The following is a 13977-nucleotide window of genomic DNA, read 5'->3' as shown; positions in this document are numbered from 1 at the left end:
CCGCGACGGCGGTCAGCCCATCGGAAAGGTCCGGCCCGCCCAGACCTCCGCCTCGGTGCGGGTCAGGTACTCGGGCTGGTAGCTCCCCGCCGCCACGACGACTCCCAGGCCGTAGAGCAGCTCCGCCTGCTCCTGCGACGCCACGCCGTACGCCCCGACCTTGATGCCCAGCTCCTCCGCCCGCTCGACGAGCTGGCGGACGTTGCGGCGGGTCCAGGCCGGCGCGTCTTCGGCCGCGACGGCTTCGACAACCGGCCCGGTCAGCATCACGCCCGGCGCCGGGACCTCGTGGGCCGCCAGCAGCTCCAGGTCCGGCAGGCCGGTGATGGTGACGACGAAGATCACCCCGAGCCGGGCGAGCCGGCCGAGGGAGTCGAGCAGGTCGCCCCGGGGGTCGACGAGGGACTCCGCCTCCGCGCACAGCATCAGGTGCCGCGGCTCCAAGCCGTTCTCGGCCAGCTCCGCGCGCACGATGCCGACCAGGTCGGCGTCGATGGCCATCCGGCGCGGCAGGGTGAGGCAGACGACCGGCGCGCCGTCGCCGAAACGCAGCTGCCACTCCGCTTTGGTCCGCAGCGCCTGCGCCAGCAGGTGCCGGCCCAGCGGCACCGACATCCCGGTCAGCTCCGCGAGCGGGAGGAACTCCGCCGACCGGAGCCGGCCGCGGGCCGGGTGGTTCCACACCAGTGCGGCGTTGAGCGACGTCACGATGTGCGCGTCGGGCAGGACGACGTGCGGCTGGTAGGCCACGGTGATCTCGCCGAGCTCGATCGCCCCGGCGATGGCGGCCGCCAGCCGGTAACGCTCACGGTCGGCGTCCCCGGTCTCGGGGTCGAACAGCACCCAGCGCGCCTTGCCCAGCGACTTCGCCTGGTGCAGGGCGATCTGGGCCGAGCGCATCAGCTTCTCGTGGGCAGCGCTGCCCGCACCGGCGGTGGCGATGCCGAGGCTGGCGCTCACGCCGATGCCGATGTCGGCCGCGTAAACCGGTTTGGCCAGTTCGCGGATCGCCTGCTCGGCCAGCTCGGCGAGGGCGGCCCGGTCCGGCTCGCCGGGCATCACGACGGCGAAGCTGTCGCCGAACAGCCGCGCGATGAACGTTCCCCGGCTTACGAACACCGTGCGCAGGGTGCCCGCCGCGCCGCGCAGCACGAGGTCCGCGACCTCGGGGCCGAGCGCGTCGTCGACGACCTTGAACCCGTCGATGTCCACGTAGAACAGGGTGATCGGGTCTTCCCCGGCGCACAGCGCCTCCAGCCGCGCGCGGAAGTGAGCCGCGTTCGGCAGGCCGGTCAGCGGATCGTGCAGGCCTTGGTGCTGGAACGTCTCCTGCAGCTGACGCAGCTCGTCGACGTCCTCGACCATGAGGATCGGGTAGCGGCCGCGGTTGCCCGGCAGGGTCGTGACGGTCAGCCGGACGAGCCGGGTGACGTCCGCCCCGGACCGGATCACGACCTCGCCGGCCACCACTTCGCTGTCCGCGATCGCCTTCGCCAGCGTGGATCGGTCGTGCTCACCGGCTCCCAGGTCCTCGACCCGGGTGCCGACCAGTTCGGTTTCCTCGTCGATTCGGAGCAGCCGCAGAAATGCCGGGTTGGCGGCTCCGACCACCCCGTCGGGCGCGGCGAGCACAACGCCGATCGGGCAATGCTGGTAGAACAGCGCGAACCGTTCATCGGCGACGGCGAGCCGGTTCCCGATCTCCTCGGCGTCCGGTGCCGGGTCGGGCTCCGGCACAGTGGTTTCCTTTCGGCGGGTGCGGCACTTCGAACCGGAAAATATCACCACGGTCCGGCGTCGAATGTGAAGTCCCCCGAACGGACGCATCCGTCTCGGCCGCCACGATCGATTGAATGATCATCTTTCCGTCAGCTGTTTCCCGGCCTTTCGCGCACGATGGCCGGAACAGCAGCCGAGGCGGAGGTGCCGGTCGATGAGTCGCGTGTCGGGGCGGAAGGGGCCGGCGCTCCTGGTGGTGGCGACGCTGCTCGCGCTGTGCGTGGCCGCCTTCGGACCGGTCGCCCGCGCCACCGCGGCGACCGAAGGCTGCGGGTTCGCCTCGGCGGGCACCGGCACCTACGCGCGGACGCTGTGCTGGTTCGACCTCTCCGGGTACGACGCCGCGGCGGCCGGCTCCGCGGCGGGCCAGCGGCTGACCTTCGCGCTGCCCGGGGGTTACCGGCTCGCGGTCACGCTCAAGGTGTCCGGCGGTCCGGTCGCCGCGAACCCGCTGCCGACGTACTCGGCGGCCTACCTGGGCAACTCCGGGCACTACACCGGAGTGCCGGGTCGCCCGGCGCTCTACCAGACGGCCTTCGGCACGACGACCGTCGCCGCGCTGAGCGACATCGTGGCCACCGACAGCGCCGGGGCCGTGGTGCGGGGGTACGGGCTGGTGGGCGCCGACGCCGAGTCGACCGACGCCGGCGAGTCGATCGAGTGGACCTCGTCCTCGCCGCTGGAATCGCTGACCGCGACCGGGTCCGACCCCGGGATCGGGAACGCCTGCGGCGGTGGGTACACCGGCGTCGGCACCCGGACGGTGCGGTGCGCCGGGCGGACGGGCGCGAACAAGACGGGCACCGCGATCATCTCCGCCGACGACCCCACGTCGTTCAGCCAGCGCATGGTGGGCGGTGGCCGGCAGGCGGTCGGGTTCGGCGTGCTGGTCTCCAGCCTGCAGCTGACGAAGAAGGTCGTGCGGGGCTTCCCCGGCGACTCCTTCGCGGTTTCGGTCGCGGCGCCGGGTGGGAGCGTGCTCAGCGCCGCCGACACCGGCGGCGGCACCTCGGCGAGCACCGGCGAGGTCACCGTGCTGGCCGGCGCCCGGGGTGGTGACTACACCCTGCGTGAGACGGCGACCTCGGGCCTGGAGTCCAATTACGACAGAGCGTGGTCCTGCACCCGCAACGGAAAACCGGACGCGGAGCTGCCCGACGGCGACGCCGGCGGCTCGGCGCGGGTGCACGTCGACATCGGCGACTTCGTGTCCTGCACGGTCACGAACACGGCGAAACCCGCGACGCTGAAGCTCGAAAAGCACGCCGCCGTGCCGGTCGACGTGAACGGCAACGGGATCACCGACGCGGGCGACACCGTCGCGTACACCTTCACCGTCACCAACACCGGCGCGCTGGCGCTGCACGACATCACCGTGACCGACGCCAAGGCCGGACCGGTCACCTGCCCCCGGCCGAGCCTCGCGCCGGGGGAGTCGCAGACCTGCACCGCGCGGACCCCGTACGTCATCACCCCGGCCGACGAGAACGCCGGAGCGGCGGTCAACACCGCCACGGCCTCGGCGCTCCCGCCGGGCGGCACGACGCGCGTGACGTCGGACCCGTCGTCGACCCGCACGCCGACCGAGAAGGCGGCCCCGGCCCTGACGCTGAAGAAGTCGGCTTCACCCGACAACCCCGACGCCTACACGGCCGGCCGGCCGATCACCTACTCCTTCCGGGTCACCAACACCGGGAACGTGCCGCTGACCGAGATCGGCGTCGCCGAGACCGCGTTCTCCGGCAGCGGTGTCCTGCCCGCCGCGACGTGCCCGGTCGCCACGCTCGCCCCCGGCGCGAGCACGACCTGCACCACCACCTACGTGCTGACCCAGGCCGACGTCGATTCCGGCCGGCTGGACAACACCGCCACCGCGCACGGCAAGCAGCCCGGCTCGCCGGACCCGACGACGTCGAACCCGTCGAGCGTCTCGGTCCCGACGCCCGCGCACCCGGCGATCACCCTGGTCAAGACCGCGGATCCGACGACCGTGGACCACGCCGGTCAGTCCGTCGCCTACACGTTCGTGGTCACCAACACCGGTGACGTGACGGTGCGTGACGTCGGGGTCGCGGAGACCCGCTTCACCGGCTCCGGGCCGGCGCCCGTCATCACCTGTCCGGACACCGTGCTCGCCCCCGGCGCCGCGCAGACGTGCCGTGCGACCTACCCGGTCACGCAGGCCGACATCGACGCGGGCGCGGTCGAGAACACCGCCGTCGCGCACGGCACGGCGCCTCGCGCGACGGAACCGACCACGTCGGCGCCGTCGTCGGCGAAGGTGACCACCACCCGCTCGGCCGCGCTGACCCTGGCGAAGTCCGCCGACCCGGCCACCGTCACGGCCGTGGGGGAGCGGGTCCGGTACTCGTTCGCGATGAAGAACACCGGCACCGTGACGCTGACGGGGGTGGCGATCACCGAGGGCGCGTTCAGCGGCAGCGGGCGGCTGTCGGCCCTCGACTGTCCCGCCGGGAGCGGGACGCTGGTTCCCGGCCAGGTCGTCACCTGCACGGCGGACTACGCCGTGACCCAGGCCGACCTCGACGCGGGCCGGATCACCAACAGCGCGACCGCGGAGGGCACCCCGCCCGCGAACCTGCCGAAGGTGACCACTCCACCGGCGACGGCGGTCGTCACCGCCGGTGGGGGCGCCGCGCTCTCGCTGGTCAAGTCCGTCGAACCGGCGAGCGTGGGCGGCGCGGGGGAGACCGTGACCTACCGCTTCGCCGTGACCAACACCGGCAACCGCACGCTGACCGCCGTGTCCGTGCGCGAAACGGCGTTCAGCGGCACCGGCCCGGCGCCGGTCGTCGAGTGCCCGGCGCGGACGTTGGCGCCGGGGCAGGCGCAGACCTGCACCGCCACCTACACCCTGACCCAGGCGGACGCCGACGCCGGGGCCGTGACCAACACCGCCGAGGCGACCGGCGCCGGTCCCGGCGGTGAGCCGGTCACCTCCGGGCCGTCGCGGGCGAAGGTGACCGTGCCCGGGAACCCGGGGCTGTCGCTGGTCAAGTCGGCGGACCCGGCCGACGGCGGGCACTTCCGTGCCGGGCAGACGGTCACCTACTCCTTCGTGGTCACCAACACCGGCAACCGGACGCTGACCGCGGTGACGGTGCGCGAGACGGCGTTCTCGGGCACTGGCCGGCTGCCCGAGCCGTCGTGTCCGGGCGGCGGCTCGACGGTGGCCACGCTGGCGCCGCGGGAGCAGGTGGTCTGCACCGCCACCTACGTGCTCACGCAGTCCGATGTGGACGCCGGGAAGGTGGTCAACACAGCCGTCGCCACCGGTACCCCGCCCCAGGGCGAGCCGCCGGTCTCGGATCCGTCGACGGTCGTGGTGCCGGCCCCGCCGGACGCCGCGCTCACCCTGGCGAAGACGGTCTCGCCGGGAACGGTTTCCGCCGCCGGGCAGGAGGTCACCTATTCGTTCGTGGTCACCAACACCGGCAACGTCACGCTCACCGCGCTGTCGGTGCGCGAAACGCGCTTCACCGGCAGCGGGGAGCCACCGGCTCCGGTGTGCCCGGCCGGTTCGCTCGCGCCGGGTCACCATGTGACGTGCACCGCGGCCTACCGCGTCACCCAGTCCGATGTGGACTCCGGGCGGATCGGCAACACCGCCGTCGTGTCGGGAACTCCGCCGGCGGGCGGGCCACCGGTGGACTCGGCGCCCGCGAGCGCGACCGTGCGGGTCACCGCCGCCGCGGCGCTCGCGATCACCAAGGCGGCCCACCCGGTCGACGTGGACGGCGACGGCTCGATCGGCGCCGGCGACCGGATCGAGTGGACCGTCACGGTCACCAACACCGGTGCGGTCAGTGTCGGAGAGATCCGGGTCGACGACCCCGCCGCGGGCACCGTGACCTGCCCGGCGTCCGCGCTGGCGCCGGGGCAGGCGATGACGTGCACGGTGCCGGCGCACGCGGTCACCGCCGCGGACGTGGCCGCCGGCCGGGTGCGCAACGTCGCCACGGCGACCGGCGCCGGACCCGGCGGATCGCCGGTCGCCGCCGGGCCCGCGGTCGCCGAGGTTCCGGTCGTCGCCGCGCGGCCGACGCCCGGCCGTCCGCCCCAGCTGGCCGAAACCGGCGTGGACGTCGGCAGGCTGCTCGCCGAGTCGAGCGTGCTGCTCCTGGTCGGAGTGGCGCTGTGCGCGGCCGTCCGGCGCCGGTCCGCGTGAGCCGGCCGCTGTGGGCGGTGGTTCGCCAGAGGCCGGTGCGGGCCACCGCGTCACGCCGAGACGGCCCGGCGGATCTCGGCGGCCACCAGCGCCATCGTGGTGCGCGCCCGGACCGGGTCCTCGGTGAGGAAGTAGTGGTCCACACCGGGCGTCCGGTCGTGCACGACGTCGACGCCCGCCGCGCGCAGCCGGGCCGCGTACCGTTCGCCGTCCTCGCGCAGGACGTCGTGCTCGGCGGTGAGGACCACGGCCCTCGGCAGTCCGGTCAGGTCGGGCGCCAGCAACGGTGACGCGTACGGGTGCGACCGGGTCGCCGGGTCGGGGAAGTAGACCCGGCGGACCAGCTCGCGCAGGCCGGGCGAGATCATCCCGGCCGCCGCCGGGGCGGGGTCGGCCGCCAGGTCCAGCGCGGGCACCCCGAGCACCTGCAGCACCGGCCGCCACGTTCCCGCGTCCCGGGCCTGCAGGCAGACCGCGGCGGCGAGCCCGCCGCCGGAGGAGAAGCCGCCCACCACCACCCGCTCGGCGGCCGCGTCGCCGGTGGCCACCCAGGTGGCGACGTCGGAACACTGGTGCTGCGCCACCGGGAACGCGACGTAGGGGCCGCACCGGAAGTCGACGTTGTACACCGTCACCCGGGCCTCGGCGGCGACGTAGCGGCACCACCAGTCGTCCATCGCCGGGTGCCGCATCAGCCAGGCTCCGCCGTGGAAGTGCACGTACGCGCCGCCGCGGACCGCGCCCGGCGGCCGGTAGACGTGGACCCGGACCGGCCCGTGCCGGGTCCGGACGCGGACGACCGCGGGGCCGGGCAGCTCACTGCCGGCGAAGCGCAGCCCCTCGCCGTAGCGCACGGTCCACCGCGCCGAGCCGTGCATCACCATCGCCGTGATCCGGTCCCGGAGCTTCATGACGCGGGTTCCGCCTCCTCAGGTCAGCGGTATCTCGGCCCAGACCGTCGTGCCGCGGGAGCGTGCCCGGCGACCCCAGCGCGAGCAGGCGAAGGACAGCACGGGCAGGACGTGGTCGTGCGGGGAGGGCCGGGGATCGGTCACTTCGAGCCGGACGCTTCCCGGCTGCAGGGTCAGCGCGACGTCCTCCGCCGCGCCGCCATCGGCGAGGGCCTGGGAGAGGAGCTCGTCCAGCACCATGACGACGTCCACGACCCGGTGCCGCGGCGCGTGGGGCGCGTGCTCGGCGAGGAACCGCGTCAACCAGGCCCTGGTGCGGGCGAGGTCTTCCAGGTCGTCCATCGGGCAGCCCTTTGTGTCGGTCGTCCCGGTGGTTCGGAGCGGGACGGCGGCCGGATGGGTGCCCCTTCCCGCCCGGCGTCAGTGGGGTGTGTTGCGGGCGTACTCCGTCAGCTCGCCCCGGTTCTGCAGGTTCGCCTTCGCCAGCAGGCTCGCCACGTGCTTTTCCACCGTGCGCGGGGAGATGTGGAGCCGGCGGGCGATGTCCTTGTTGCCCATGTTGTCCGCCAGCAGCTGCAGCACCTCGTACTCGCGGACCGTCACACCCACGGTCCGGAGGATGGCCGGGAGGCGCTCGGAGCCGGTGCGGCGCTGGCCCACCGGGGCGCCGATCTTGCGCAGCAGGCCGCGGCACGCGCTCGCCACCGCGCTCACCTCGGCCTGGTGGAAGTACTCCTCGGCCTCCTTGAGCCAGGTCACCGGGTCGCCCCAGCCGTCGGCCGACGCGGACTCGGCCACCATGCGCAGGCCCAGGTGGCGGCTCATCGGGAACGGCGCGGCCGCCTCGATCGCCTCGGCCACGGCGGCGTCGGCCAGCTCCGGCGCGCCCGCGCGGCCGTGACGGACCGCGTCACCCAGTAGGACGAACTGGCGGTTCCAGCGCATCCCGCTCACCGCCGCCGGGGGCCGGGCCGGGTCCGGCTCGGTCCCGTCGAGCGCTTCGACCAGCAGCCGCAGGCCGTGCTGGCCGGCCAGGTGGAACCGGCTCGGCTGCCGTTCCTCCAGTGCCAGGACCTGGTCCAGCTCGCGGCGGGCCCGTTCGGCGTCCTCTTCGAGCAGGGAGCAGAACACCTGCGCCAGCCCGACGCTCAGCACGAGCTCCTGCGCGCTCGCGCCGCCCGCCTCGCGGAAGTCCTCGAGCGCGCGTTCCATCCGCGGGCGGTCCGCCTGGTGCGCGGCCACCATCGCGCGGGTCATGTGCGTGTACTGCAGCAACGCGACCAAGCCGAGCCGGCCGAGCACCGCGAGGTTCTCCTCGAGGATCGTGTCGGCCTGCGCGAACTCGCCGCGCATCGCCGCGTGCACCGCGCGGCTCGCGTCGACGGCGCAGGTCAGCGTGATCGCGCCGGTGCGCTGGGCTTCCGCGCGGGCCAGGTCGAACGTGCGGACGTCGCCCTCGGCCAGCATCCGGTGCCCGCCCAGGCGGACCAGCACCTGGGTGCGCAGGTGGGTCAGCTGGTGCTGCTCGGCCAGCCGCCGCGCCAGCTGCAGGAAGCGCTCGGCCTCGGCGAGGTCGGTCTCCAGCGCCACCATGCCGAGGACCTGCAGCGCCTGGCACGACACGAACGGCACACCCGCGCGCTCGGCGACGTCCCACGCCTGCTCGGCGAGCTTGCGCGCCCGCTCGGTGTGGGACGGGCCGGGGATGTCCAGCCAGAGCGTCGCCTCGACGGCGTCCAGGCCCGCCTTCTGCTCTTCGGTGATCTCGCCGCCGAGCGGCGCGCGAGCCTGCTCGATCTGGTTGAGGCACTCGTCGTGGCGCCCGCCGATGTAGGCCGCCCACGCCAGCTGAATGTGCAGGTCGACCGCCCGTTCCAGGCGGCCGATCTCGGCGAAGCGGGCGGAGAACCCGACGGCCCGGTCGAACTGCCCGGTCTGCCCGAGCGCGTGCAGCAGGGTCTCCAGCGCGTCGGCCCGGTCGTCGGGGCTCGCGGTGGCCAGCAGCTCGACGGCGCGGGTCAGCATGGTCACCGCCGTGTCGGCCGCGCCGCCGTCCAGGGCGCGGCGGCCGGCCTCGGCGAACAGCCGGCCGGCGCCGGGGTGGTCCATCGCCGTCAGCCGCAGCGCCGCGGCCAGCGCGCACAGCTCGCCCGGCAGGCCGGGGTGCAGCAGCTCGACGGCGTCGGCGGCCCGGCGCGCCAGGTTCGCCTTCGTCGACGGCACGAGCCGGGCCAGCAGGGCCTCGGCGGTGAGCGGGTGCCGGAAGGCGTACCAGCCGGGCGTGGTCTCGTCGGTGGTGACCAGGTGCGCGGCGACACTCGCGCTGATGTGGTTGTGCAGCATGCGGTCGTCCATGTCGGTGACCGCCTGCACCACCGAAAGCGGGAACCGCCGGCCCAGCACGGCGGCCACCGAAAGCAGCGTCTCGCCGTCCGGGCCGAGTGCGTCGACGCGGGCGGCGATGCTGCTGATCAGCGCCTCGGGCACGCGGGCCTGCAGCTCGCCGACGACCTGCCAGCCGTTCGCCCCGCCGACGAGCAGGCCGTCGCCGAGCATGCCGTGCAGCAGCTCCTCGACGACGAACGGCACGCCCTCGCTGTTCTGCCACAATAGGTTCGCGACCGCGGCGGGGACGGCGGCCGGTTCGGTCTCCAGGCAGGCGGCCGCGAACTCGCGGGTGCGTTCGGCGTCGAGCCGGGCCAGCTCGAAGGTGTGGCTGGACGAGCGCTGTGCCGCCGCGGTCGCCAGCCGCAGCGCCTCGCCCGGCTCGCCGCGCAGGGTGCCGATCAGCATGACCTGGCTGGAGGCCAGGTTGTCGACGAGGTACTCGACGATGAACAGCGTCTCGGCGTCGGCGTTGTGCAGGTCCTCCAGCACGATCAGGCAGCCGCCGTCGCGGCCGGCCACCGACAGCAGCCGGAACACGGCTTCGGCCAGCACCAGCAGGTTGCCGTTGTCGTGCGGCCGGTCGCCGCGGTACCAGTCGGGCACGAGCCGGGCGAGCACCGGCACGAGCGGGTCGAGCTCGGGCGCGGCGGGCGGCAGGCCGCCGCGGAAGTGCGAAAGCAGCGCTTCGGCCAAGGGCCGGAACGGCACCATCGGGCCGATCGAGCTGGCTCGTCCGCGTAGCACCGGGAGCCCGGTCGCCAGTGCCCGCGAGGCGATGTCGGCGGCGAGCCGGGACTTCCCGATCCCGCCTTCGCCGACAAGGAAGAAGGCCCCACCGTGGTCGGTGCGGGCCTTCTCCAGAGCCTCCGACAGTGCGCCGAGCTCCCTGTCGCGTCCGATGAGACGCGTCGACCGGATGCCCATCGCGGTCACTATAACCGGATGCGCGCCCTCCGGACGTAGGTCGAATTGCCGACGTCCAGGTGTCTCACTGTTCGGCGAAACCGCCCGTGACGACCGTGATGTCCATCGTGGTCAAGGAGTTCTGGCTCACCCGTGCCGCCTTGCCGGACAGCGCGTGGTTGCGGGCGCCGGTGCGGGAGGTGCGGGGGAGGGTCAAGTCGCCGATCGGGTTGTCCGTGGCGGCGAAGTCGTGCTCGGTCATGCGGGTGGCTCCACTCTCGGTAGTTCTCGGTCGTGCTGGGCGGAAAACGGGCTGATCGGCGAAGCCGACACTCAAGGTGACGTCAGAGGGCGAAGGTGCCGTTGGTGACGACGGTCGGGTCGCCGAGCGTCTCCAGGGTGATCCCGGACAACCGGGGCCGGGCGCCGGCCAGCGCCTGGTTGCGGGCCCCGCAGCGGTTCGCGCGGGGGAGCGCCAGGGCACCGATGGTGGCTTCGACGGTCTCGGCGGTGGGTTCGGGCATCGTGCGTTCTCTCCTCGTGAGTGGGGACGGTTGTGCTCAGCGGGTCGGGGGTTGCAGGAGCAGGGCGGACGGGACACGGCGGCCGAAGCCGAGGCGCAGCAGGCCGTAGCCGATGCCGGCCAGGCCGGTCAGCAGGCCGGGGGACGGGACGGCGTCCGGGGTGCCGCAGCGCGCGCCGTCCTGCTCGACGGCGGTGAGCAGCTGCCCGGTGCGGGTGGCGACCGCGGCGGCCGCACCCTCGTGCCCGGCTTCGGCGAGGACGCCGAGCACGTCGGTGATGCCGGTTTCGCCGTGGCAGAGGCTCAGGTCGCGCAGCGGGTCCTGGGCGGCGAGCGCCGCGACCTGCTCGTCGAGGCCGAGCACCGCGGGCTGCCCGGCGTAGGCCAGCACCTGCCCGGCCAGGCCGGAGCACCAGCCGTGCCCGGTGGCGGCCTCGGCGGGCGGCAGGGTCGGGGTCTCCCGCGGGTACCCGGCCAGCGCCCAGTCGACGCCGGCCGCGCCGTGCGCGAAGCCGGGGTCGGCGAGGTCGGGGTCGAGCGAGCGGACGGCGAGCTCGGCCGCGTAGGCGTCGGCCAGCAGCGTGGCTTCGGCGAATCCGGTCTGGGTGGCCACCGAGCGCAGCGCCACCAGGCCGCCGGCCAGGCCGGTGGTGTACCGCGGCGAGGTCTCGGGGGTCGGCGCCGGCATGACGGCGACCGTGCGGGCGGTCAGCTCGAGCAGCTCCGGCCGGTCGAGCAGCCGGGACAGCCGGGCCGCCGCGTAGGCGACGCCGCCGAGCCCGAGCAGCCCGCCGGGACCGGCCGCGGCGGCGAGCTCCGGGTCGTCCTCCAGCGCCGACACCAGCCACGGCAGCCCGGAGACGGCCTTCGCGGCCAGGTCGCGGTAGCGGTCGATGCCGGTCAGCTCGGCCAGCTGCGCCAGGAACAGCGCCACGCCGGTGTACCCCTCACCGAGCCCGGCGCCCATCGGCAGCACGGTCCAGTACTTTTCGTCGACGAGCTCGAGGCCGACCCAGTTCACGCGGCCACCGGCCGACGACGCGCGCGCGATGATCGCGTCGGCGACCCCGCACGCGGCCGAGAGCAGGTGCGCGGGTTCGGGGCTCTTGCTCGGCAGCACGGTATCGGTGACGCCGGTGCCGGCGTGGGTCTCGGCGGCCGGCCGGGTGGCCAGCGCGGCGGAGATCAGCCACTCCTGGTCGCGGCGGTCGATCGTGGTCATCCCGGCGACCTTCGTGCGGACCGTCGTCAGCGGCGCTTCGCCGAGCAGTCCGGGCAGGCGGTTGCCGTCGGCGTCCCAGAGGTCCGTGGACCCGGGCCGGCCGGTGAACATCGGGACGTCGCCCGCCCACAGGTCGGTGAGCTCGGCGGCGACGAGCCCGCGGCGGACGTCGTCGGTGCTGTCGTCGTCCAGCAGCCCGAAGGCCGCGTCGCGTTCGTCGGCTTCGGCCAGCAGTGACGGGTGGGTGGTCTCGTCGAGCAGCCGTGTGTAGAAGCTGGTCGGGCGGACCAGGACGCGGATCCCCGCGCCGGCGCAGCGGTCCAGCAGCGCGGTGAACTCCGCCGCGCCGGCGACGATCGTGTCGTAGCCCGCGCGGAACCCGGCCAGCAGCGCGGCGCCGTGCTCGGCCGGCTCGACGTCGACGCCGCCGAGGGTGGGCCGGTTGACGCCGGTGCCGACGCCGCCGGGCACCCGGGTCAGCCGCATCCGGTCGGTGCCGGCGTCGAGCCAGTCGACGCGGGTCAGCGCCGGGGCCGCCGCGCGGCCGCCGCCGAGGCCGGAGATGTCGACCGCGCCGTGCTCGCCGACGATCATCTGCGGCAGCAGCATGGTCCGGTGCACCGACCGCGCGAGCAGCTCGGTCGCGGGGTCGGCTTCGGCTTCTTCGGCCGGCAGCACCGGCTGGAAGAGCGTCTCGATGTCGATCAACACGGGCTGGTCGCCGGCGGCGATGATGTTCTCGAAGTGCACGTCGGTGCCGTCGAGGGCGTGCAGCAGGGCGAGCAGGACGCCCTGGCGACGGTAGAACCGGTCCACCTCGGTGAGGTCGGCGCACGGCCGGTGCTCGACGAAGCGGAGCCAGCCGTAGCCGGGGCGCACCAGGACGTCGACGGTGCGCAGCTCCAGGCCGGGCACCCGCGGGTTGAGCCAGTCCACCAGGCCGGTGAACGCCGCGTGCAGGTCGAGCGGACGGGGCTTGTAGATGACGCGCGCGCCGCCGGCGAACCGCAGCTCGCGGACCGAACGGCCGCGCTGGTGGGCGTCGCCCGTGCCGCCGCTGATCTCGGTGAGGAGACCGGGGTCGGACCCGAGGAACGCGGTCAGGGCGGGGCGGTCGGCGGTGAAGCGGTCGAGCAGCTCGGTGACCGCCGCGATCGTGTGCAGCGCCGTCTGCGCGGCCAGCCGGGCGAGCACCGGGTAGCGGTGCAGCAGGTCGGTGAGCCCCGCCTGCGTGCCGGTCCGCCGCACGAAGCCGGCAAAGCGCTCTTCCGGCGTTTCCCCCGCCAGGTCCTCCGCGCGGCGCGCCCGGCCCAGCTCCAGCACCAGGGTCCGGGCGGCGAGCCCGGCGAGCTGGTGACCCAGCCGGGCGGCGCACCCGTCAGCGACCGCGTCGGCGTCGACGGCGGGCGAAGCCGCTGCGGCACCGGCGATCGCGGCGCGGGCCGCGTCGGTGAAGGGGTGGAACACCGCGGCGAACGCGGTACGCCAGTGCGCGGAGCTTTCACGTGAAAGCTCCGCCTGCAGGTCGTCGCTTTCACGTGAAAGCGACGCTTCGGCGAAGGCGGCCCACTCGGGGAGCGGGGCGCCGGGACGGCGTTCCCGCGCGGTCAGCGCCGCCGCCCACCAGGTGGGCGGGAGCGTCGTGGTCGCCGGGTTCGGCTGCGGGGGAATCACGGGATCGAGCATGCCAGCGGGTGACGTGGGTTACATGGGGGTGCTACGCCCGCATTCCCGCGCGGCATGGGGGCGTCCTGGGGGCGCATGGGGGCGTCGGCGGCGAAACGCCTGGTCGCCATCTACGCGGCTGCGCCGAATGGATGCGGTGGCTGCTCCGTTCGGCGGGCGGGTGGCACCGGGCCCGGCGAAGGCCTGCGCGGCCCTGATCCCCCATGCGGGGCAGCGCCGGCACACCCGACTCCGCGGCCGCGGGGGGGGGGGGGGGGGGGGGGGGGGGGGGGGGGGGGGGGGGAGGGGAGAAGGGGGGGGGGGGGGGGGGGAGGGATATACGGCGAAGGGCGAAAGAAAGGTGACAACACGAGCGAACTCAAACCCCCCCCGCTCC

General features: G+C 74.4%; 8 protein-coding genes. 1 reads left to right on the top strand and 7 read right to left on the bottom strand.

Annotation, left to right across the window (positions count from 1 at the left end):
• Positions 1-12 precede the first annotated feature (12 nt).
• Positions 13-1737 carry a diguanylate cyclase domain-containing protein gene (locus ACZ63E_RS17675; RefSeq protein WP_465337048.1) on the bottom strand — a complete coding sequence of 575 codons (1725 nt, stop codon included), beginning with the start codon at positions 1735-1737 and terminating at the stop codon, positions 13-15.
• Positions 1738-1933: 196 nt separating this feature from the next.
• On the opposite strand from ACZ63E_RS17675, the gene ACZ63E_RS17670 reads away from it, so the two are divergent.
• A complete protein-coding gene (locus ACZ63E_RS17670) occupies positions 1934-5968 on the top strand; it encodes a CshA/CshB family fibrillar adhesin-related protein (protein WP_465337047.1) in 4035 nt (1344 codons plus the stop codon).
• Between the two features lie 50 nt (positions 5969-6018).
• On the opposite strand, the gene ACZ63E_RS17665 is transcribed toward ACZ63E_RS17670, so the two are convergent.
• The 6 genes from ACZ63E_RS17665 to ACZ63E_RS17640 form a co-directional block, all read right to left on the bottom strand.
• Entirely contained in the window at positions 6019-6879 is an 861-nt protein-coding gene (locus ACZ63E_RS17665; protein WP_465337046.1) for an alpha/beta hydrolase fold domain-containing protein, read from the bottom strand.
• 18 nt (positions 6880-6897) lie between these two features.
• Complete coding sequence (locus ACZ63E_RS17660) at positions 6898-7221, bottom strand: hypothetical protein (RefSeq protein WP_465337045.1); 324 nt, start codon at positions 7219-7221, stop codon at positions 6898-6900.
• A gap of 78 nt (positions 7222-7299) precedes the next feature.
• The gene (locus ACZ63E_RS17655; RefSeq protein WP_465337044.1) at positions 7300-10191 is read right to left on the bottom strand and encodes a helix-turn-helix transcriptional regulator; all 2892 of its coding nucleotides are present in this window, start codon (positions 10189-10191) and stop codon (positions 7300-7302) included.
• 64 nt (positions 10192-10255) lie between these two features.
• Entirely contained in the window at positions 10256-10432 is a 177-nt protein-coding gene (locus ACZ63E_RS17650) for a hypothetical protein (RefSeq protein ID WP_465312588.1), read from the bottom strand.
• Positions 10433-10514: 82 nt separating this feature from the next.
• On the bottom strand, positions 10515-10694 hold the full coding sequence (locus ACZ63E_RS17645) for a hypothetical protein (protein ID WP_465312587.1): 180 nt from the start codon (positions 10692-10694) through the stop codon (positions 10515-10517).
• A gap of 36 nt (positions 10695-10730) precedes the next feature.
• Positions 10731-13601: a type 2 lanthipeptide synthetase LanM family protein gene (locus ACZ63E_RS17640; protein WP_465337043.1), complete on the bottom strand. Its 2871-nt coding sequence runs from the start codon at positions 13599-13601 to the stop codon at positions 10731-10733.
• Between the last annotated feature and the right edge of the window lie 376 nt (positions 13602-13977).

This window comes from Amycolatopsis sp. NPDC104819 (assembly GCF_055583145.1).
This window is presented reverse-complemented; position numbering and strand designations above follow the sequence as displayed.